This is a genomic window from Nocardia sp. NPDC005746, from assembly GCF_040630785.1.
GTDB lineage: Bacteria > Actinomycetota > Actinomycetes > Mycobacteriales > Mycobacteriaceae > Nocardia.
Map to the genome: position 1 here is coordinate 310,905 of NZ_JBEXYE010000003.1, position 20,787 is coordinate 331,691.

A 20,787-nucleotide genomic window follows, 5' to 3' on the forward strand; every position below is an offset into this window, starting at 1 on the left:
ATGCGCCGTCCCTGTGCTACCCGCCACACTCGTCGAGTAACTGGACAATCGATAAGTTGGAGTGGTGATGCCGCACCTGTACCGCCTCCACCCCGAACTCGAGGCGACCCTGCCGTACCTGAGACTCGGCACGGCCCCGACTCCGGTCCGGCGACTGGACGCCCTCGACACCGCCTGTTCCGGCGGCGCGGAGATCTGGCTCAAGGACGACAGCGTGTTCGGCGACGGCGGCTGGGGCGGCAACAAGGTCCGCAAACTGGAATGGCTGCTGCCCGACGCGTTGCGGCAGCGCCGCAGCACCATCGTCACCGTGGGCGGGCTGGGCACCAACTGGGGGCTGGCCACCGCGCTCTACGGACGCGAGCACGGGCTGAAAACCGTTCTGGCGCTGATCGATCAGCCCGAGGACGACCATGTGCGCGCCCAGCTGGCGCGGCTGCGGGCCTCGGGAGCGGAGCTGCACTTCACCCACTCCAAGGCCCGGACCATCCTGAGCGCGCCGTATCTGCTGGCCCGGAATTTCACCGGGATCCGGCCGCCGTATTTCCTTCCGGCGGGCGGGTCGTCGGCGGTGGGCGCGCTCGGATACGTCGAGGCGGCACTGGAATTGGCCGAGCAGGTGCGGGCCGGGGAACTGCCCGAACCGAGTCACATCGTGATCCCGGTCGGATCGGGCGGGACGGCGGCGGGGCTGTCGCTGGGATTGCGGCTGGCGGGGCTGAAGACCCATGTAGTGGGTGTGGTCGTCAACGACACACTGCGGCTCGACGAGCCGACACTGACCGCGCTGGCCGGACGATGCGCGAAGCTGCTGCGCTCACGCGGCGCGCGCATCCCCGAGAACATCTCCCCCGCAGGCAATCTGGATATCGTCACCGAGTACCTGGGCCCGGGTTACGGCTATCCGATGCCGGAAGCCGCTACCGCGCAGGCGCTCTCGGCCGATCGCGAGCACATGACCCTGGAGCCGGTCTACACCGCCAAGGCCATGGCCGCACTGCTGGACATGAACGCGCACGGCCGGTTCGGCCACGGTCCGGTGGTGTATCTCAACACCAACGGACCGCGCTGACACCGGATTTCGCGTCCCTCATGCGGTGGCCAGCTTGGCGGCCAGGAAGTCCTCCCAAGTGCGCTGTCCCACGGCGTGCTCGGGGGTCAGGTTCGCGCCCGTCGCGTACACCCGGGCCGCCTTGCCGGGGGCCTTCACGGTGAACACCGGGCGGCGACGGCCGGTCGCCGCCAGGTAGCTGCGCTCGAGTTCCTTCATGGTGTAGATGCGCGGGCCGCCGATCTCGGCGACCAGTCCGGCGGGCTCGCCCTGCACCAGTTCCACCAATCGCGTTGCCACCTCACCGGTTTCGATGGGCTGGAAGCGGAAGTCGAACGCGGGCACCACCGGCATCTTGCCCATGGCCGACACCATGGTGAAGAGCAGGTCGTGGAACTGGGTGGCGCGCAGCGTGGTCCACGGCAGGCCCGAGTTCTCCACCACCAGCTCGGCGTCGCGCTTCGAGGCCATGTAGCCCATCACCTGCCGGTCGATGGCGCTCTCCACCGGGACCCGCTCCGCGCCCACCACCGAGATGAAGACCAGGTGCGGGAACGCCCCCGCGGCATTGATGGCGTCGACCAGGACGCGGGTCTTGTCGCCGTCGCCCTTGGTGGTGCCCGCCAGGTGCAGCACGGTGTCCACGCCCGCGACCGCCTCGGCGATGCCCGCGCCGGTCTCCAGGTCGCCAGCCGCGAACTCGATGCCGTCCTTCGCCTCGTGCGCGCTGCGGCTGAGCACCCGCACACCCAGCCCGGCCTGCCGCAGCAGCGGGGTGACCAGGCTGCCCAGGGTGCCCGTGCCGCCGGTGACCAGAACCGTCTTCGCCATGATGACCATCTCCCTCGTCTCGCGCCGCCGCTGTGGTGGCGTCCTGCCTTGATGACGACGCGGGGCCCGCGGGTGTGACACGACGTGACCGGCGGCACAGCGCGGGCGAGTCGTAGGCTTGCCGTATGCCCGGTTCCGGTTCCCCGCAGCGGTTCGAGCGACTGCTGGAGCTGGTCTCCGGCCGCCGCGTCGCGGTGCTGACCGGCGCGGGCATCTCCACCGACAGCGGCATCCCCGATTACCGCAGCCCCGGCGCGCCGGCGCGGACCCCGATGACCTATCAGCAGTTCGTCGGCGATCCGGTGTTCCGCCAACGGTATTGGGCCCGCAATCACGTCGGCTGGCGGCGCATGGACGCGGCGCGGCCCAACCCCTCGCATCACGCGCTGGCCCGGTTGGAGCGCGCGGGCATCGTGACCGGGCTGCTCACCCAGAACGTGGATCTGCTGCACACCAAGGCCGGGCATCGCCGGGTGATCGACCTGCACGGCGTCTACGCCCGCGTCCGCTGCCTGTCCTGCGCGGCGCTGACCTCCCGCATGACCCTGGCCGAGCGACTCGAGGCCGCCAATCCCGGCTTCGCCGAATCGGTTCCGCTCGACGGTCTCGAGGTCGCCCCCGATGCCGACGCCGTGGTGGCCGACACCGCGTCCTTCCGCATGGTCGACTGCCTGAGCTGCGGCGGGCTCCTCAAGCCCGACATCGTCTACTTCGGCGAATCCGTCCCCAAGCCGCGCGTGGCGGCCTCGTTCGAGTTGGTGGACGACGCCGATGCCCTGCTGGTCGTCGGCTCCTCGCTCACGGTCATGTCGGGCCTGCGGTTCGCCCGCCGCACCGCCAAGTCCGGTCGCCCGGTCATCATTCTCAATCGCGGCCGCACCCGCGCCGACGATCTCGCGGCCCTGACCCTGGACACCGGTTGCGCCCCGGTCCTCACCGCCCTCGCCGACGCGCTCGCGCCGGACCGAACTGTTCACCCTCGATGGGCATTCGCGCAGCACTGAAGGTCCGCATCGATGGTGCCGCAGCCGATATCGCGCGACGCACGGCACATGTCGAGGCAACCGTCGCCGCTGCCGGTCGGCGATCAAGGCTCGCGGCGGCGCTGGTCGGCGGCTAGGCACGCGGCCGCACGGATCTCATCGTCATCACGGCCCCGCCAGGCTTGGCGCTGGGCTAGTTCCGCACCTCGAGCCGTCGCACCAGGCTGACCAGGGCCGCCCGCAGTGCGTCCGGGTCATCGGTGTCCGGGCCCAGGATCATGCGGACCACCTGCGGGGCCGCGAACCACCAGGCGGCCAGGGCCGCGACCGCGTACAGCAGGTAGCCGGGGGCGACCTCGTCCGGGAGGGTCCCGTCCCGCTGGGCGACGGCCAGCGCGGCGACCTTCTCCGCGTAGTGGGAGGCCCGCGCCGATTCGGCGGGCAGGCGGCCCTCCTGCGGCTGCAAGCCCTCCCAGTACATGAGGCGCAGGAACTGGGGGTGGGTGCGGTGGAAGTCGAAGACATGCCCGGCGTACTCGGCCAGGTCCCCGGCCTTGTCGGCTGACAGCGGGCTCGCGGCGGCGAGCTGTTCCAGCTGGTCGGTGAGAACCGCTTCGAACAAGCCCCGTTTGTCGCCGAAGTACTGGTAGATGCGTTCCTTGTTGATGCCCGCGCGGGTCGCGATGGCATTGACCCGGGCGCCGTCGGGTCCGCGTTCGGCGAACTCGTGAACGGCCGCCTCGAGCAGCAGTCGTCTGGTTCTCTCGGTATCCCACGCCATGGCGTCCATCCAACCATCTCCAACCGGATGGTTGCGGTTGGGCTGGCGACTGTGGCAAACTCCAACCATTCAGTTGCAACCGTTTGGTTGCGGATGGTCGAGGCGAAGCAGGAGGTGGCGTCGTGCCCGAGTTGCGCTCACGCACGGTCACACACGGTCGGAACATGGCGGGGGCCCGCGCGCTCATGCGGGCCAGCGGAGTTCCGTCGGCCGATATCGGCCGCAAGCCGGTGATCGCGATCGCGAACAGCTTCACCGAGTTCGTTCCCGGCCACACCCATCTCCAGCCGGTCGGGCGGATGGTGTCCGAGGCGGTGCGCGCCGCGGGCGGCATCCCCCGCGAGTTCAACACCATCGCCGTCGATGACGGAATCGCCATGGGGCACAGCGGAATGCTGTACTCGCTGCCGTCGCGGGACCTGATCGCCGACTCGATCGAGTACATGGTGAACGCGCACTGCGCCGACGCGCTGGTGTGCATCTCCAACTGCGACAAGATCACCCCGGGCATGCTGATGGCCGCGCTGCGGCTGAACATCCCGACGGTGTTCGTCTCCGGCGGACCCATGGAGGGCGGCAGCGCGGTCCTGGTCGACGGCACCGTGCGCAGCCGCCTGGACCTCATCACCACCATGGCCGACGCGGTCTCCCCCGACGTCTCCGACGCCGACCTCGCGCTCATCGAGGAGAACGCCTGCCCCACCTGCGGATCCTGCGCGGGCATGTTCACCGCCAACTCGATGAACTGCCTGACCGAGGCGCTGGGCCTGGCCCTGCCCGGCAACGGCACCACCCTGGCCACCCACACCGCCCGCGCCGAGCTGTACCGCGACGCCGGGCGCACGGTGATGGAGCTGACCCGCCGCTACTACGACGAGGACGACGCGGGGGTCCTGCCCCGGAACATCGCCTCCCGCAACGCCTTCGACAACGCCATGGCCCTGGATCTGGCCATGGGCGGATCCACCAACACCGTCCTGCACCTGCTGGCGGCCGCGCACGAAGCCGGGCTGGACTACACGCTCACCGACATCGAGAAGATGTCGTTGCAGGTGCCGTGCCTGTGCAAAGTCGCTCCCAACGGCGAGTACCTGATGGAGGACGTGCACCGCGCGGGCGGTATCCCCGCGCTGCTGGGCGAGCTCGATCGGGCAGGGCTGCTGCACCGCGATGTGCGTGCGGTGCACGCGGATTCACTCGGCGCGTGGCTGAACGACTGGGACGTGCGCGGGGGCCGGCCCTCCGCGGCGGCGCTCGAACTGTTCCACGCGGCGCCGGGCGGCAAGCGGTCCGCCACCGCCTTCTCCCAGTCCGAGCGGTGGCATTCCCTCGACGTGGACGCCGCCCAGGGGTGCATTCACGATGTGGCGCACGCCTTCTCCCGCGACGGCGGGCTGGCGGTGTTGCGCGGCAACCTGTCCCCCGACGGCGCGGTCGTGAAGTCGGCGGGCGTGGCCGCGCACATGCACACCTTCACCGGTCCGGCCCTGGTGGTGGAGTCGCAGGAGGACGCCGTCGAGGCGATCCTGTCCGGCCGCATCACGTCCGGTGATGTGCTCGTCATCCGCTACGAGGGTCCCAGCGGCGGGCCGGGCATGCAGGAGATGCTGTATCCGACGTCGTACCTGAAGGGCCTGGGCCTGGCCGGGGAATGCGCGCTGATCACCGACGGTCGCTTCTCGGGCGGTTCCTCGGGCTGCTCGATCGGGCACATCTCCCCCGAGGCGGCGGCAGGCGGCCCGCTGGCGCTGGTGCGCGACGGCGACTCGATCACGATCGACATCCCGTCCCGGACTCTCACCATGGACGTGCCCGACGCCGAACTGGCCAGGCGGCGCGCGGAAGTGGAGGCGACCGGCGGCTACCGGCCGCGGCACCGCGAACGGCAGGTCTCCCCGGCGCTCAAAACCTATGCGCTGCTGGCCACCTCGGCGGACCGGGGAGCGGTGCGCGACACCACGCTGCTCCCCGGCTGAGGACTCACTGCGGCAGGGTGGCCAGCTCGCGCTGGACGGCCGCGTCGTGTTCGGCGGCCTCCTCCTCGGCCTTCCGGGGGCTCCAGTGCCCGGCCATCACGAACACGAACGGAATGAAGCAGATCTGGGCGATCAGGCAGATCCACCACCAGGTCTTCCACTGCTTCGGGGAGTCCTTCTGCGCCTGCTGCACTTCCTTGCCGTGCTCGGACAGGTAGGCCAGGTCGTCGGCGGGGATCGCGCTCACGGCCTTGAGCTTGCCGCTCGCGGCGGTCAGGGCCGGGCCGGCCTGGGAGGCCACGGCCAGCTGATCGACGGGCACCTTCCCGGCCGCCGCGATCCGGGCTCCGGCCTGATCCGGCGGGATGCCGAACTTCTGGGCGACCTGCCCGACCGCGGTGGCCTGGGCCGCCTGGTCATTGGGGTCGGTCAGGAGTTTGACCAGCACCTTCTGATCGATGGCCTGCAAGGTGGCGAGTTCCTCGGGGTACTTGGCGTTGAGTTCGACCGTGGTCTTGATGTTGGCCGGGGAATCCCCGGTCAGCTTCACCAGCGCGGCGACCTGCGCATCGACGTCGTTCGGATTCTTGCCGAGGGCGGTGAGCGTGTCCTCGCCCACGGTCTGAATGGTCGCGATCTCCTCGTGGTACTTGGCGTTGATGGTCTGCAACCGCGGCCCGTAGTTGACCAGCGTGCCCGCCGCGGTCACCACCAGCAGCAGCCCCAGCAGCACGAACGTCACCACCGTGCGCAGCACGCCGCCCCACACCGCGAGCCCGACCGCCGTGGCCGCCGGATTCCGCTTCTCCACGGTCTCGGTGAAGCTCGCCATCCAGGTGGAGTAGGCGATGCCGGTGCCGACCGCGGTGAAGCTCATGACGATCGCGAAGGTGTAGTAGTCGGTGCCGGGCCGGTCGGTGTAGCCGAGGAACACGTAGGTCCCGATGATGCTGATGATCGCGCCGAACACCATGAACGGTTTGCGGACCTTCATCTTGTCCGACACGATGCCGGTGATCACCAGCGAGAAGGCGCTCGCGATCCAATACCAGTTGCCCAGCGCGTTGGCCTGGGCGGCGGTGAACCCGAAGTTGGTCGCCATGTACACCGGCAGGAACGACACGATGGTGTAGAAGAACGCCAGGAAGATCGAGATGGCCAGCGCCGAGCCGACGATGTCGAGGTGCATCATCTGCTTCCACTGATTGCGTTCCAGCGCCTCGACGTCCAGCCCGCGCGCCCGCGCCTCGATCAGCGCCCTGTCCCGTAGCGACACCATGATCTGATCCCGCAGCCGGGGGCTGAGCTCGCGCAGCCCGACCAGACCGACGAGGGAGATCACCAGACAGATGACACCCGCGAGCCGGTAGTGGTACTGCCAGTCCGGGTGCGCGTCGAGGGTGTGCGTGGAGATCTCGGTGGTGACGAGCGCGCCCAGCACCGGTCCCAGGGTCCAGAAGCCCATGGCCGAGGCGCGGTCCAGCTGCGGGGAGAAGTCGCGGACCAGCGCGGGCGTCGCCACCAGCACCGCGCCCTCGACGATGCTGATGATGCAGTAGATGGCCAGGAAGGATTCCTTGGTCGTGCACTGCGGCTGCGCGAACAGGGTCAGCAGCGAGGTGACGACGGTGCCGTAGGCGACGATATTGGCGCGGCCCCAGCGGTCCAGGACGCCGGTCACCACCGAGGCCACGGCGCCGAAGGCCGCGCCGATGATGAAGATCCCGACGAAGTAGCGGAAGGTCAGGTGGAAATCGGCGATCAGCTGGTTGCCGACGGCTCCCGACACGAACAGCTGGTAGTACAGCGCGACGGACACCACGACGACGAGGAAGAGATACCAGGACCGGGCGGGCGTTTCCGGATAGTGCGGGAGCTTGCGCCGCCAGAGTCCGGTGACCAGCGTCGGCAGGGGGAATTCCGCGGCCGGAGGCACAACGGTCGGTGTACTACTCATGTTCGAGACGCCTTTCTCTCCACGGCGTTTCGCGCAGCCACAGGCCCTTGGTTCGCGGCACGAGCAACCGGGTGACAACAGGGTAGCGGCCATGAGTGACTCAGATCACTGTTATCGGACTCAGCGGCCGTACACCCCGCGTGGCGCCCGTTCACCAATTGTTGGCCGAGACAACAGCATCTGGCTGTCGGGTCATCGCGGGCCGGTCATCGGCGCTGGTCACCGTAATGCGGCTTGTATCACTGCATGAATTCGAGGATTCGATGTCGAACACCACCGTCGCGCGGGGCCGCCTGGTCGCCGCGTTCGCGGGCGCGCTGATGGCCCTGACCAGCGCCGTCGCGGTCGCCGCTCCCGGAGACCCGGGCGAGCGGCCCTCCTTCTGCGACCACGACCAGCGGTCCACCCCCGGCGCGGCCTACCTGTGCGCCAAGACCGACGACCTGGTCGACGTCCGCATCGGTGATGTGCTGCCGACCCAGCCGTCGCTGGGCTACGACGAGGTGTTCTACAAGCTGGGCCGCTACACGCTCGGCAAGGACGCGGTGAACAAGAAGTTCGACGACTGGTGCGAGGCCAACGGCCAGGTCGCCGCCGCCACCGTGAGCCCGGCCGCGCGGCTGAAGGATTCCTCCTCGTTCACCTGCAAGGTGGCGGTCGGCTCCGAGACCCCCGACTCCATCGCGCCGATGAAGACCGTGGTGATCGGCCCCCAGGGCCGGCTGTACCTCACCGACGGCCACCACACCCTGACCTCGTTCTTCGAGACCCCGGACGGCGGCGCGGACACCCACGTGCGGCTGCGCGTGCTCGGCAACCTGAGCACCCTGCCCGACGGCAAGTTCTGGGACGCCATGAAGGCCAACGGCTGGACCTGGCTCGAGGACGTCAACGGCAACGCCATCAAGGAGCACCAGCTCCCGAAGTCGGTGGGCCTGGCCAACTTCGCCGATGACAAGTACCGCTCCATGATGCACTTCGCCCGCGACATCGGCTTCCACGAGGGCACCCTGCCCTTCGAGGAGTTCTACTGGGGCGCGTGGATGCGCGACAACAAGGTCGGCGGCGACTGGAACCGCAACGATTTCCCCGCCTACCTGGCCGCGCTGAAGACCGTCACCCAGGCGCAGGTCGCGCTCGGCCCGAACACCGTGGTGGCCGAGGGCAAGACCGCCTCGCAGCTGGATGTGCTCCCGGCCTGGAACGGCGGCAGCCCCGAAGACAAGGGTGAGTTCGGCAAGATCTCCAAGCCGTACTCCGACGCCAAGCCCGGCAAGCTCGGCTACGCGATCGAGTACCGCCTGCGCACCGGCCGCTGATCACCGGACAGCGACGACGAAGACCTCGGGATCGTCCGACGCGATCCCGAGGTCTTTCGTTCGGTCAGGGGTAGGCCTGAATGATCTCGACACCCACCAAGGCGTTGAACGAGTCGCAGCTGGCCCACGACTGGTTCTGCCCGTACTGCATGGGCCCGTACTTCCAGTAGGTGAACGGGACGGGCCAGGCGACACAGGTGAGCTTCACCTGATGCCAGGTCGGCAACTCGCAATTGGACATTCCGCCGGTGTTGAAGATGTTGTACAGGTGGCAATTCGCCTGCCACACCGGCACATCGTCGGCCTGGGCCGTTCCACCACCGGCGAGCACCATGCCCGCGGCTGCGGTGGCGACGACGGCACTGGCAGCAAGCCGCTTCGCAGACAGCATTCCAACCTCCTGAATTGGTGTTGTCCTCAAGCAAATCGCATTCGGGTGCTACGTGTTACGGAAACAAAACAATTGATTACTTCGGAGGACTGTCCTTTATTCGGAATTGCACTGTTCGATCAGGGAATCGGGGGCGGGCGGTCCGGGACCAGAAGGGTCGCAATGGCAGTGCCGATGGGGATCGCGTTGTTCGTGTCGGCGTTCGCGGTGGCGCCGAGGGTGGCGTAGACGACGACGGTGGTGGCGGTCCTGGTGTCGTAGAACGCGACTCCGTTGTAGCCGCCGTAGGACGGGTTCATGAACAGCCAGTCGCCGATGTGCGGGACGCCGAACGCGAAGTAGTTCTGGGCGGTGAGCGGACCGAGTCCGGCGGTGGAGGGGGCCATCATCTGCTGAAACCGGTCCGCGGGCAGCAGTTCTCCCTTGCCCAGGGCGCGGACCCAGCGGCCGATGTCGGTGACGGTGGAGTTCATATTGCCGCTGTGCAGGAATGCTGTCGGATTCCAGAAGGTGGCGTCCTCGAAGATCTTTCGCTCGTCGGTGTAGCCGTGCAGGATCGGCTCGTCGACCTGGGCGGTGAGCATCACCTTGCTCTTCTTCATGCCCAGCGGATCCAGGACGTAGTCGGATATCAACTCGCCCAAGGGTTTTCCCGACGCCTTCTGCAGGACCTCGCCGAGTACGACCAGATCGCTGTGGGCGTAGGCGAAACTCGTTCCCGGGTCGAACAGCGGTGGGCGGCCATTGGCCAGGTCGAACAGTTCTCGAGCATTCCAGGTGCGAAACGGGTTGTCGCCGAATCGTTTCAGGAATTCTGGATCGGTGACATAGTCGGAGATTCCCGAGGTGCTGTTCGCGAGCATTCTCGGAGTAATGCGTTCGGCACGTGGGAAATTCGGCAGCCATCGGGCAATGGGCTCGTCCAGCCTCAGCGTGCCGTTCCCGTCCAGCCGCCAGAGCACGGTCGACAGCATCGGCTCCATCGGCTGACCCACCCGCAACTGCATATCGCTGGTCGCGGGAACACCGAGCGGCGACTCCCCCACCGCGCCGACGACCACTTCCTCGCCGTCGCGCCAGGCCCCGAACACCGCCGCGGTGAGATCGAACTCGCCGAGCTTCGCGCGAACGATATCGGTGATCCGCTCGGCTTCCCTCGAAGGCGGAGCCGGACTGCCGGAGCCCCGATCCGACCCGCACCCACCGACGATCAGGCTCAGCGCGACCATCAGCCCCGCACCTGCTCGCCATCGAGCGGACACACTCATCACCGGGTCCCTTCGCCGAAGAAGACGGGCGGAGCAGCGTCCACCAGAATCTACGCCGGTAGCCGACCCATAGCCACGACCCCGATCCCTAACCCGTGCGGCGCGGTCGCGGGCCCGAATCACCGCCCCGAAAACCCGGGGCATGCGGCCCGCCGCCGATCGGTGAACAGTGCTATTCGCAAACAATCATCCCGCTCTCATCAGCGTTGCCGAATCGAGAATCCCCGCATCATGCGTACCTCAGTCCGCACCCTCGCCGCGGCCGGAATCACCGCCACCGCCTCCGCCCTGACCGCGCTCTCCGCCGGACCGGCCGCCCACGCCGACGTCACCGGCACGGGAATGACCGTGCAGGGCAGCAACTTCCAGGTCGGCCAGACCTACAATGTCGTCATCCCGGTCTCCGACTGCGTCGGTGCGGGCCTCTCCGACACTTCCAACGGTGTAACCGTCCGCTCCGACTGGAAAGGCAAGTCGAGCATCGCGGGCCAGCCCTGCATGGGCACCACCTCCACCTGGACCTTCCAGTGGACCCCTCTCACCCCCGGCACCCACGTCCTCGGCTACGGCTACGGCAACAGCGACGTGAGCCTCCCTCCGTACACCGATATGGCCTCCGCGACCGTCCAGGTCGGTGGCTCCGGCAGCACCGACCCCCAGGCCTGCGACACCGCGTGCACGACGGTCCACGGCACCCCCGAGGTCGGCTGCACCCTCACCGTCACCATGTCCACCATCCCGGCCTCCCTGGCAGCGTCGTCGGGCTCGTCGGTTCTGCAGAGCCTCAGCGCGGGAAACACCACCCGCAACGCGTGGTTCGAGGACAACGCGAAGGCCACCGGCACCACGACGATCACCGGCAACTCGGTGACGATGACGTGGACCCCCACCACCGCCGGCTACCACCACCTCGCCGGCCGGTACGACACCGGCGCTCAGCAGCCCTTCCTCAGCTCCGGCATCATCCTCCCCGGCTACGCCGGTGACATCTGGCTCCAGGTAGCCGCCGCCGGAACACAGCCCTGCGCCTGACCCGCCCGCCCGGCCGGGGTCTGCGGATCGAGTACTGAGCGGGTGCGGGTACTGCGTTCGCAGTACACCGGACGGCCGTCACCGGGACGATGCCGACTACAGAGGCGTCGAACGAGCATGGCCGCATGGCGAAATTCCTGTACCGGGTCGGCCGGTTGGCGTTCGAGAAGCGGCGGCTCGTCGTGCTGCTGTGGGTGGGGCTGATGGCGGCGCTGGTGGCGGGCGCCGCCAGCGCGCCGCCGGCGCCACCGGATACGTTCTCGATTCCGGGGACCGAGTCCCAGCAGGCGTTCGATCTGCTGGGCGAACGGTTCCCGGGCACCAAATCCGATGGGGCGCAGGCTCGGATCGTGTTCGTCGCGCCCGAGGGGCAGCAGATCGGTTCCGACGCCAACAAGGCGGTGGTGGAGCGGATCGTCGCCGACGTCTCGGGCGGCACGCAGGTGAAGGGCGTGCTCGACCCGTTCCAGACGGGTGCGGTCAGCGAGAGCGGCACCACCGCCTACGCGACCGTGAGCTACGGCGACACCAGCAACAACCTCACCGAGGCGACGAAGACGGCGCTGACCGACGCGGTGGACACCGGTAAGGCCGCCGGGGTCACCGTGGAGATCGGCGGGTCCGCGCTCCAGGCGGAGCCGGAGATGGCCGGGGCGACCGAGGCCATCGGCATCGCCATCGCGGCCATCGTGCTGATGATCACCTTCGGCGCGTTCGCGGCGGCGGGCTTGCCGCTGATCACCGCGCTGGTCGGGATCGGCGTCGGGATCGCCGCGATCGTCGCCATCGGGATGTCCACCACGACAACGACTCTGGCGATGATGCTCGGGCTCGCGGTCGGCATCGACTACGCGCTGTTCATCGTGTCCCGCTACCGCACCGAACGCGCCGAAGGACACAGCGCGACGGAGGCCGCGGGGCGGGCCGTCGGAACCGCCGGATCCGCGGTGGTTTTCGCCGGGCTCACCGTGGTGATCGCGCTCGCCGGACTGGCCGTGGTCGGGATTCCGGCCCTCACCGACATGGGATTGGCCGCGGCGGGCACCGTCGCCGTCGCCGTGACGATCGCGTTGACGCTGCTGCCCGCACTGCTGGGCTTCTTCCAGAACGCGGTGCTGCCCGAGGCTTTCCGCAAGCGACAGCAGGATCGGGACAGTCTGCCCGCCGAATCGGTGCAGGAGGACAAGCCCGGTATGGGCACGCGCTGGGCGCGGTTCGTCGTCCGCCGTCCGGTGGCCGTGCTGTTGATCGGGCTGGTCGGCATGGGTGCGCTGGCGCTGCCGATGACGAGTCTGGAACTCGGTATGCCGGGTGAGGAGTCGCAGCCGACGTCGACGACCCAGCGCCGCGCCTACGATGCGCTCGCCGAGGGCTTCGGGCCCGGCTTCAACGGGCCGCTCACCGTCGCACTGGATGTCAAGGGTGTCAGCGACCCGCAGGCCGCGGTGGAACGGGCGACCAGCACGCTGGCCGCGACCGAGGGCGTCGTGGCGGTGTCTCCCGCGATGTTCAATCAGGCCGGTGACGCCGCCATGATCACCGTGGTGCCCGCCACCGGTCCCTCGACCACCGCGACCAAGGACCTCGTGCACACCCTGCGCGGCGAGGCCGGCGGTCTGCGGGCGGCGACCGGCGCGACCATGCTCGTCACGGGCGCGACCGCGATGAATATCGATGTCTCGCAGAAGATGTCCGACGCTCTGCTCCCGTATCTCGCCGTGGTGGTCGGGCTCGCGATCCTGCTGTTGATGATCGTGTTCCGTTCGATCGCCGTGCCGATCAAGGCGGCCCTGGGCTTCCTGCTGTCGGTGGGCGCGGCCTTCGGTGTGATCGTCGCGGTCTTCCAGTGGGGTTGGCTGGCCGAGCTGATCGGCGTCCACCAGACCGGTCCGGTGATGAGCATGATGCCGATCTTCCTGATCGGCGTGGTGTTCGGGCTCGCGATGGACTACGAGGTCTTCCTCGTCACCCGGATGCGGGAGGCCTTCGCGCACGGTGAGAGCGCCCGCGAGGCCATCGTGACCGGATTCCGGCACAGCGGCCGGGTGGTGGTGGCCGCGGCGGCCATCATGATCGCGGTGTTCGCCGGGTTCATCGGCGGCGGCGAACCGATGATCAAGATGATGGGTCTCGGGCTGGCGGCGGCAGTCTTCTTCGACGCCTTCATCGTCCGCATGACGCTGGTCCCGGCCGTGCTCGCGCTGCTCGGCGACCGGGCGTGGTGGCTGCCGGGATGGCTGGCCAGGATCCTGCCGAACGTGGATGTGGAAGGCGAGAGCCTGAACCGGCGACCGGCCCCCGAGCCGGAGCGGGAGCTCGAATCCGCTCGCGCCTGAACCGCGGGCCGGATCCGCGACAGTGACCGGTAGGCCGTCCCGGTGGGGCGGCCTACCGGTCACGGCGGGACCAGCCGATTAGTGTTCTCGACGAGGAGAAGGAGTGCCGATGACCGCCGAATGGTCACAGTGGCCGCGCCGGCACCGCCGGGTCGTCGATGTGGTGGTCGCGATTCTGCTGTGCGCGCTCGCCACCTACGCGAGCCGGTTCATCGATCACGACAATGGCGAGGGCCCGGTGGCGGTCCGGGCGATCTCGCCCGGGGTGTTCGCCTTGTCGGCGGCCGCCTCGCTGGCGCTGTTGTGGCGCAGGGAGTTTCCGCGGGCGGTGCTGGCGATCACGACGGCCTGCGGTATCGCGATCGGCGCCTTGGGTTTCGAGGTGTCGGTGCTCACCGCGGGTGCGGCCTTCGTCGCCATGTATTCGCTGGGGTTGTGGTATCCGAATGCCCGCACCGCCAAGCTCGCGCCGTTGGTCGCGGGCGCGGCGCTGTTGATCGCCTAGCTGGTGCACGACTTCAGCCCGCTGCTCACCGGGGGTCGCATCACGCTGATCGCCGGCGACCTGTTGGCCGGTGCGTTCGCCGAGGCCGGACGCAATCGGCGCAACTATCTGGCCGCTCTGCACGCACGGGCGGAGCTGGCCGAACGCACGCGGGAGGAGGAGGCGCGGCAGCGGGTGGGCGAGGAGCGGGTGCGGATCGCGCGGGAACTGCACGACATCGTCGCGCACCACATGGCGTTGGCGCATGCGCAAGCCTCCACGGCCGCCTACCTGTTGCGCAGCCAACCCGATCAGGCGCAGGAGATGCTCGACGAACTGGCGGGCACCACGTCCGCGGCACTGCGGGAGCTCAAGGCGACGGTCGGTCTGCTGCGTGAGGACGACTCCGACGCGCCGCTCGAACCGACGCCCGGTCTGGCCCAACTGTCGGAACTGCTCACGTCTTTCGAGAGAACCGGTTTGACACTGTCGCTGTCGATCACCGGGGTGCCGCGTCCACTGTCGCCGGGCGCGGACCTGACGGCGTACCGGATCATCCAGGAGGCGCTCACCAATGTCGCCAAGCACGCGAGCACCGCGACGGCGACGGTGCGACTGGTCTACTCGCGTCTGCTGCTGACGATCAGCGTCAGCGACGACGGCGGATCCGGCGCCGTTCGCGGCGACCAGGATTCGGTCGCCCCGGGCTACGGCCTGATCGGCATGAACGAGCGAGCCGTCTCCGTCGGCGGCCACCTGCACGCCGGCCCCAAGCCCGGCGGCGGTTTCGAAGTCACCACCGAACTTCCCCTGGAACCACCGACAACCCCCGACGACGAGGACGCGACGCCATGACCATCCGGGTACTGCTCGCCGACGATCAAGCCCTGCTGGCCGGAACCTTCCGCCTGCTGATCGATTCGGCCGAGGACATGGAAGTCGTCGGCATCGCCGGAAACGGCCGGGAGGCGGTCGAACTCGCGCAAGCCACCACCCCCGACGTCGTGGTCATGGACATCCGCATGCCCGGCACCGACGGCCTCGCCGCCACCCAGGAGATCTGCGCCGACCCCGCCCTGCGCGACACCCGGGTCATGATCCTCACCACCTTCGAACTCGACGAGTATGTGGCTCAAGCCCTCCGCGCCGGAGCCAGCGGCTTCCTCGGCAAGGACGTGGGCCCCGAGGAACTCCTCCGCTCCATCCGCGCGGTAGCCGCCGGCGACGCCCTCCTCTCCCCCACCGCGACCCGCACCCTGATCGCCCGCTACCTCTCCCGCCCCGAAAGCCGCATCACCGCAGCCGATTCCCTCGACGTCCTCACCGCCCGCGAACGCGAGGTCGTCGCCATGGTCGCAGAAGGCCTCTCCAACGAGGAAATCGCCGCAAAAATGTACGTCAGCCCCCTGACCGTCCGCACCCACGTCCAGCGCGCCATGTCGAAACTCGGCGTCCAGAACCGAGCCCAACTCGTCGTCCTCGCCTTCCAATCCGGCCTGGTCCGAGTCGAACCACCCCGCCCCTGACCCCGCAACAGCGCGTCAGGAAACCGCGATCGCGGTGATCACATGCACCACAAAGGCGAACACCGGCCCGGCAACCATGACGGGTTCTCCCCGCCGAGCCCCGATCGCGGCATCCGCGGCCTGCGCGACCGCGGCGACCGCCAGGACGAGCGCGCTGAGCGGACCGTGGGAGAAGAACGGAACCGAGCCGGCCAGCAGCCCCAACGGCACCGCCCGCGCCGCATACACCAACGCGTAGAACCGTTCTCCCGCACTAGGATTCGCTTCATGACTCATCGCCGACGGACGTAACGCGGCTACCACGGCGAAGCCGATCCCTATCAGCGACACCACACCATTGAGCACGGTCAGAACGATCATCCCATTGGTCACGCAAACTCCTGGGTGTCCACGTATCTCCCCTCGCGTCGGCCGCGACGCCGGGAGACCATTTCAGCGAGTCCAGTAGCGATCGACAGCAACCGTAGCGACATGAACGTGCCATCCGGAGGCGTCAGCCGCTGGGCCCGAGTGTCTACCTCTGAGATCGCTGTGGAGGGCGATCAGCGGTGGTGATGGTCGTGGTCGGGGACGTATTCGCTGTGGCGAAGCGGAAGTGCTCCCGTAGTGCGTTCGCGATCTGGGAGGGTGCTTCGAGCATTGGGATGTGTCCGACGCCGGGCAGTGTCACCTCACGGATGTGGCCGGGGAGGTGGTCGAGGATCCGGCGAATGTGCGGTGCGTGGTTGGGGTAGATATCGAATTCGGAGACCAGGATCGAGGTGGGCACGCGGACCTGGTCGAGGTCCACGACAAGACCGTCACGCGCGAATGCGCGGATCGAAGGCAGGTAGGTCGAGCAGTGCGCGATGGCGCGCAGCATGTCAGCCGCGTCGACAGGGTCGACCGCGGACAGGTCGTGTGCACTGCTGACCAGCACAGGCTTCTGGAACCGAGGGTTGGTGGCGACTCCGTCTCCGAGCATGCGGGTCGCGAGAACGAGACGGTATTGCAGGATGAACATGGCGGCAACGCGGATTCCGTTGGCGTCGAACCGTTTCGCTCCGATGCCGGCATTTATCGCGGCCAGTGAGCGTGCGCGCCCACGGCGTTCGAGTTCGAAGGCAATATGTCCGCCGAGTGAGTTCCCCACGATATGGCAGGTGTCCCAGCCGACTGCGTCGAGTTGCCTTTCGATGCCTTCGGCGATCCCGCATACACCGGCATCGCGCGAGGGCAGGGGCGATCCGCCCCAATGGCCGGGCAAGGTTGGCGCGAGGACGTCATAGTCCGGAGCCAACTCGGTCACCACCGGTCGCCAGACATGGTGAGACAGGGTGAATCCGTGTAATAGCAGCACGGATTCACCGGTACCTTCACGAGCCGATGCCGCCATCCGACCTCCGCAGTCCCTGCGCCGAATCACTGGTTGCTGTAGGCCGGGACCGTCAGGCAGAAGGGATGGCCCGACGGGTCGATGAGTACCCGCCAGCGATCGGGGGCAGGCTGGAAGTCGGGTTTGGTTGCGCCGCAGTCGATCGCAGCCTGCTCCGCGGAATCGAGATCGGTCACGAATAGATCGAGGTGCATCTGTTTGGGCACCCCGTTGCCGGGCCAGTCCGGTGGAACATGGTCGGCCACACGCTCGATCGTCAACGTCACCTTCGAGCCCTGCAGCACAACCAATTCGTCCGATTCGTAACGCAGGTCGAAATCCAGCAGTGCGCGATAGAACTGCGCGAGGCCACGCGGATCGCGGCTGTCGAGTGCGATCGCACCGAACTTCGCTATTGCGGTCATAGCTCCCCCGAACTTCCAGCCCCGCGTCACGCAAGGGCAACGCCACCACCATGCATAGCACAGCCCAGTACCCACTTGGACCCCGCCCCGCGAGTGAAGCGCGGCGAGTTCGCTCGCCATCCAGGGGTCGGCGGCGGCGGTCACGACGACCCCGGGCGACCTGTGGTCAACGAGTGTGGGGGCATCCACGGCGAGCATCTTCACACGGTGTGGACACCTCAGCTGCGGGAAGATGCCTTCGGCGACACCAGCTCCGGGCGGATGGCGATGGTGCTGACAGTGCCGTTTTCCCATACGGTCGTGTTCAGCAGCGTCCGCCCGTCGAGGGACACTGCGGTGACCTCTGGTACAAAACGTGTCGTCATCATGGCCGCGAACTCACTGCGGAGCGGGGCGGGCTCGAGCGCCCGCGCCATTTGAATATCGTTGAGCACCGCAAGGACACGGTAACCGCCGCAGCGATCGAGACCGATAACTCCGCCGTCCCAGGTTCCGCTGTCGGCATTCCGGCAGCGGAACCCGGTGAAACCGTGAGCCGCTACTTCACGCCGTTCTTGATGGCGGTGTCCTGCTTCTCGGCGATCGCGATCGCTACTTCGGCCGGGACGTGTTCACCGGTTTTGCTGTTGAATTCGATGATCGCGAAGGCTCCGCCCTCGGCGAACACCACGACGGTGGATCCACCCGGGCCATTCATGATGCCGCCGTCGACACCGATATCGATAGGCGTGAAGGCCGCACCCGCCTTCTGCGCCACATCATTCTTCGCCGCCGCGGCAGCGGCTGCGGCGTTCTCGCGCACAATGACCGCGGTGCTGATCTTCTCGGTCCCCGCACCGTTGCCGTAGACGCCGGTGATGCCGTTCGGCTCCGCCTTGGAGGTCTTCAACGTCCAGTCGGAGTCGATATCGCTGGGCTTGATGAGCAGCTTCGCGTAATCACTCGCGACAGGTGACGAGGCCGCACTGGTCGGCGCGACCGAGGTCTCCTTCGACGATGACGCCTGGTCCGCGCTACAACCGGCGATTCCCACGGACAGCACCACCGCGGCACCGAACACCACAGCCTTCGATTTCTTCATCGGCAGATGATGGCAGAGGCGCAAATCCGCCGCAAACGCAGTACCGCCCATTCAGCTCGCACTCGCCTTCAGCAGAAGTGCTGCGCATGCTCGGCCGCGGCCTACTCGAGCGCGTCCGCCGTGCTGATCACACCCGGTGCGCCCTGCTCAGCGAATGCCGGTGCCGCAGTACGCCCGATGCCCCGCGCATCCACCGGTGACCAAGACGTACTGACTGGCAAACATCTTGTCGGACACGACTTCTTCCCTGTGCAGCAGTCGCAAGGCCCTAGTGCCCCAGCCACTCGACGAACACTGGATGCCCTTGGAGGTGGCTCTCCGTGTCGTGGCCACGCGGGGTGAGCGGGTGATCCCGGACTGAACAGCGGTATGAACGCGATATCCGCAGGCAACCGGACGGGCAAGCCCGAGTGGTCGAGCACGGTGGTGCGCCATATTTTCGAATCCTGCCGACCCACTCATTCTCTGTCTACCGGCAGTCGTTCGCCGAGGTGAGGAGAAGGCGCGCGCGAGGATGGTGCTGTGTCCGGTCCGCCTTGCTCCTTGCGTATCAGGATCGCGGTGACGACCGCGAAGTAGATCACCAGCGGTGCACCGCAGACGATGGCTCGAACCCAATTCGGCATCTGGTCGACCGCGGCTGTCATCGCGGGGATGTAGCCCGGCGCGGCTGTCAGCCCCAGGTGTTCGATCTCGGCGTAGACCCACGAGACGCCCCACATGGATCCCGCCGCGAACACCGCCGCAGTCGCCGCCGCCCAGGCTGCACGGTGTTCATGTGTCCGAATCGTTTTGTGCAGCAGAATGATCAGCAGCGGGGCGATCCATACCCAGTGATGACTCCACGCGAGCGGCGGGGCCATGCAGGCGATCAGGCCGACAATGACGATGGCGGTCAGGCTCTGGTTGGCGCGCTGAGCTTTCACAGCGGCGCCGTATCCGAGTGCAGCGGCAACGGCGACGAGCAGCAGCCACAAAGCGGTGGGTGGTGTCGAAGGCGCCCACAAGTTCGCGAGCACACCGTTGATGGATTGATTGAACGGATGGGTGACCGGCCCGATGCGGTCGACGTCGTGCACCGCGTGCAGCCAGTACTCACCAGAGTCGGCCGGAATGATGAACCAGGCCAGGATTGCCGTCGCGGCCGCCATGACGGTGGCCGACGCCGCTGCTCGCCACTGGCGAGTCAGGATCAGGTAGGGCAGAAACACCACAGCGGTGAGTTTCACCCCGGTTGCCAGGCCGACTGTCCATCCACGGAATCGTGCCGTCGATGAACGGGTCAGGTCCCAGACAATCATCGCCATGAGGATCAGATTGATCTGGTCCTGCCAGAGTGTTCCTCGTACCGATTCCAATTCCGCGGCCATCAACGCAAATCCGATACAGGCAACCGCCAGATTGAGGTCACCGCGGTACCCGAGCACGCGGCAGCTTCGCCACAGAGTGGCCCACAGCGCCACAACAGACACGACGAAAACCACCAGCTGCGCTACGACGAGCGGCATCAGGGCTAACGGGACAAAGACGATCGCGGCGAACGGAGGGTAGGTGAACCATCCTCCCGGCGGGACCGGCGCAACGTAGAGAGATGCGTCATGCAGTACCTGCAGTGCGCCGCTGCGGTAGATCTCCAGATCACCCTGGTTGGCTAACAGCCCGAACTGTGGCGACGCCCGCAATGGAATCACCACCGCCTGAATGGCTAATGCGGCGACACCGGCCAGCAACGCGACCGCCGCCCACCGCGCCGATACGCCTCTATCTCGGTCCTGCATGAACAGCCCCCAAACGCGCGCAACTTGAAAGGAACGCTAACGATCCCCACCGTAGCCGTTGACGCGCAGCAACTTCCGAATTCACTCGATTCCGCGACCGGCTCAATCTCGCACTATCGCAGCGCAATCGGCAAGAAGTGGCCCAACCGATGCGAGTAGTGCGCGATATAGCCGGTCGTCACGAACTCGTCACCGCAGCAGGTCGGACACCTGG

The 20,787-nt window shown here is 67.6% G+C and carries 20 protein-coding genes; 9 read left to right on the plus strand and 11 right to left on the minus strand.

Features of this window, described 5'->3' with window-relative positions; genetic code table 11:
* Positions 1 to 67 precede the first annotated feature (67 nt).
* Entirely contained in the window at positions 68 to 1,072 is a 1,005-nt protein-coding gene (locus ABZ412_RS08090; protein ID WP_357277806.1) for a pyridoxal-phosphate dependent enzyme, read from the plus strand.
* Positions 1,073 to 1,090: 18 nt separating this feature from the next.
* Here ABZ412_RS08090 and ABZ412_RS08095 read toward each other — a convergent pair whose 3' ends face one another.
* Positions 1,091 to 1,882, minus strand: coding sequence for an SDR family oxidoreductase (locus tag ABZ412_RS08095; protein ID WP_357277808.1), 792 nt, complete (start codon positions 1,880 to 1,882; stop codon positions 1,091 to 1,093).
* A gap of 125 nt (positions 1,883 to 2,007) precedes the next feature.
* Between ABZ412_RS08095 and ABZ412_RS08100 the strand changes: the two genes are divergently transcribed.
* Positions 2,008 to 2,886, plus strand: coding sequence for an NAD-dependent protein deacetylase (locus ABZ412_RS08100; RefSeq protein ID WP_357277811.1), 879 nt, complete (start codon positions 2,008 to 2,010; stop codon positions 2,884 to 2,886).
* Between the two features lie 172 nt (positions 2,887 to 3,058).
* Here the strand turns inward: ABZ412_RS08100 and ABZ412_RS08105 are convergent, their stop codons facing one another.
* Entirely contained in the window at positions 3,059 to 3,655 is a 597-nt protein-coding gene (locus tag ABZ412_RS08105) for a TetR family transcriptional regulator (protein ID WP_357277814.1), read from the minus strand.
* 113 nt (positions 3,656 to 3,768) lie between these two features.
* Between ABZ412_RS08105 and ilvD the strand changes: the two genes are divergently transcribed.
* Positions 3,769 to 5,622 (plus strand): dihydroxy-acid dehydratase, encoded by a 1,854-nt coding sequence (ilvD, locus tag ABZ412_RS08110; protein ID WP_357277817.1) that lies wholly within the window; start codon positions 3,769 to 3,771, stop codon positions 5,620 to 5,622.
* A 4-nt stretch (positions 5,623 to 5,626) separates the two neighbouring features.
* On the opposite strand, the gene ABZ412_RS08115 is transcribed toward ilvD, so the two are convergent.
* A complete protein-coding gene (locus ABZ412_RS08115) occupies positions 5,627 to 7,579 on the minus strand; it encodes an MFS transporter (RefSeq protein ID WP_357277819.1) in 1,953 nt (650 codons plus the stop codon).
* A gap of 263 nt (positions 7,580 to 7,842) precedes the next feature.
* On the opposite strand from ABZ412_RS08115, the gene ABZ412_RS08120 reads away from it, so the two are divergent.
* On the plus strand, positions 7,843 to 8,898 hold the full coding sequence (locus ABZ412_RS08120) for a ParB/Srx family N-terminal domain-containing protein (RefSeq protein WP_357277821.1): 1,056 nt from the start codon (positions 7,843 to 7,845) through the stop codon (positions 8,896 to 8,898).
* 64 nt (positions 8,899 to 8,962) lie between these two features.
* Here the strand turns inward: ABZ412_RS08120 and ABZ412_RS08125 are convergent, their stop codons facing one another.
* Positions 8,963 to 9,289, minus strand: a complete 327-nt coding sequence (locus tag ABZ412_RS08125; protein ID WP_357277823.1) for a hypothetical protein — start codon at positions 9,287 to 9,289, stop codon at positions 8,963 to 8,965.
* Positions 9,290 to 9,408: 119 nt separating this feature from the next.
* Complete coding sequence (locus ABZ412_RS08130; RefSeq protein ID WP_357277825.1) at positions 9,409 to 10,518, minus strand: serine hydrolase domain-containing protein; 1,110 nt, start codon at positions 10,516 to 10,518, stop codon at positions 9,409 to 9,411.
* Positions 10,519 to 10,788: 270 nt separating this feature from the next.
* On the opposite strand from ABZ412_RS08130, the gene ABZ412_RS08135 reads away from it, so the two are divergent.
* The 5 genes from ABZ412_RS08135 to ABZ412_RS08155 all read left to right on the plus strand — a co-directional run bounded on the left by ABZ412_RS08135 (position 10,789) and on the right by ABZ412_RS08155 (position 15,935).
* Positions 10,789 to 11,589, plus strand: a complete 801-nt coding sequence (locus ABZ412_RS08135) for a hypothetical protein (protein WP_357277828.1) — start codon at positions 10,789 to 10,791, stop codon at positions 11,587 to 11,589.
* Between the two features lie 125 nt (positions 11,590 to 11,714).
* Positions 11,715 to 13,925, plus strand: a complete 2,211-nt coding sequence (locus ABZ412_RS08140) for an MMPL family transporter (protein ID WP_357277831.1) — start codon at positions 11,715 to 11,717, stop codon at positions 13,923 to 13,925.
* A gap of 109 nt (positions 13,926 to 14,034) precedes the next feature.
* Positions 14,035 to 14,430, plus strand: a complete 396-nt coding sequence (locus ABZ412_RS08145) for a hypothetical protein (RefSeq protein ID WP_357277833.1) — start codon at positions 14,035 to 14,037, stop codon at positions 14,428 to 14,430.
* 3 nt (positions 14,431 to 14,433) lie between these two features.
* The gene (locus ABZ412_RS08150; protein WP_357277835.1) at positions 14,434 to 15,264 is read left to right on the plus strand and encodes a sensor histidine kinase; all 831 of its coding nucleotides are present in this window, start codon (positions 14,434 to 14,436) and stop codon (positions 15,262 to 15,264) included.
* Positions 15,261 to 15,935: a response regulator transcription factor gene (locus ABZ412_RS08155; RefSeq protein WP_357277838.1), complete on the plus strand. Its 675-nt coding sequence runs from the start codon at positions 15,261 to 15,263 to the stop codon at positions 15,933 to 15,935. The genes ABZ412_RS08150 and ABZ412_RS08155 overlap by 4 nt, the downstream gene beginning before the upstream one ends.
* A 15-nt stretch (positions 15,936 to 15,950) precedes the next feature.
* On the opposite strand, the gene ABZ412_RS08160 is transcribed toward ABZ412_RS08155, so the two are convergent.
* The 6 genes from ABZ412_RS08160 to ABZ412_RS08185 form a co-directional block, all read right to left on the minus strand.
* Positions 15,951 to 16,307 carry a hypothetical protein gene (locus ABZ412_RS08160; protein ID WP_357277840.1) on the minus strand — a complete coding sequence of 119 codons (357 nt, stop codon included), beginning with the start codon at positions 16,305 to 16,307 and terminating at the stop codon, positions 15,951 to 15,953.
* 142 nt (positions 16,308 to 16,449) lie between these two features.
* Positions 16,450 to 17,310: an alpha/beta fold hydrolase gene (locus ABZ412_RS08165; RefSeq protein WP_357277843.1), complete on the minus strand. Its 861-nt coding sequence runs from the start codon at positions 17,308 to 17,310 to the stop codon at positions 16,450 to 16,452.
* A 26-nt stretch (positions 17,311 to 17,336) separates the two neighbouring features.
* Complete coding sequence (locus tag ABZ412_RS08170; protein ID WP_357278161.1) at positions 17,337 to 17,912, minus strand: VOC family protein; 576 nt, start codon at positions 17,910 to 17,912, stop codon at positions 17,337 to 17,339.
* A gap of 20 nt (positions 17,913 to 17,932) precedes the next feature.
* Positions 17,933 to 18,148 (minus strand): hypothetical protein, encoded by a 216-nt coding sequence (locus ABZ412_RS08175; protein WP_357277845.1) that lies wholly within the window; start codon positions 18,146 to 18,148, stop codon positions 17,933 to 17,935.
* A gap of 104 nt (positions 18,149 to 18,252) precedes the next feature.
* On the minus strand, positions 18,253 to 18,795 hold the full coding sequence (locus tag ABZ412_RS08180; RefSeq protein WP_357277848.1) for a hypothetical protein: 543 nt from the start codon (positions 18,793 to 18,795) through the stop codon (positions 18,253 to 18,255).
* Between the two features lie 458 nt (positions 18,796 to 19,253).
* Entirely contained in the window at positions 19,254 to 20,573 is a 1,320-nt protein-coding gene (locus tag ABZ412_RS08185) for a glycosyltransferase 87 family protein (RefSeq protein ID WP_357277850.1), read from the minus strand.
* Positions 20,574 to 20,787 lie beyond the last annotated feature (214 nt).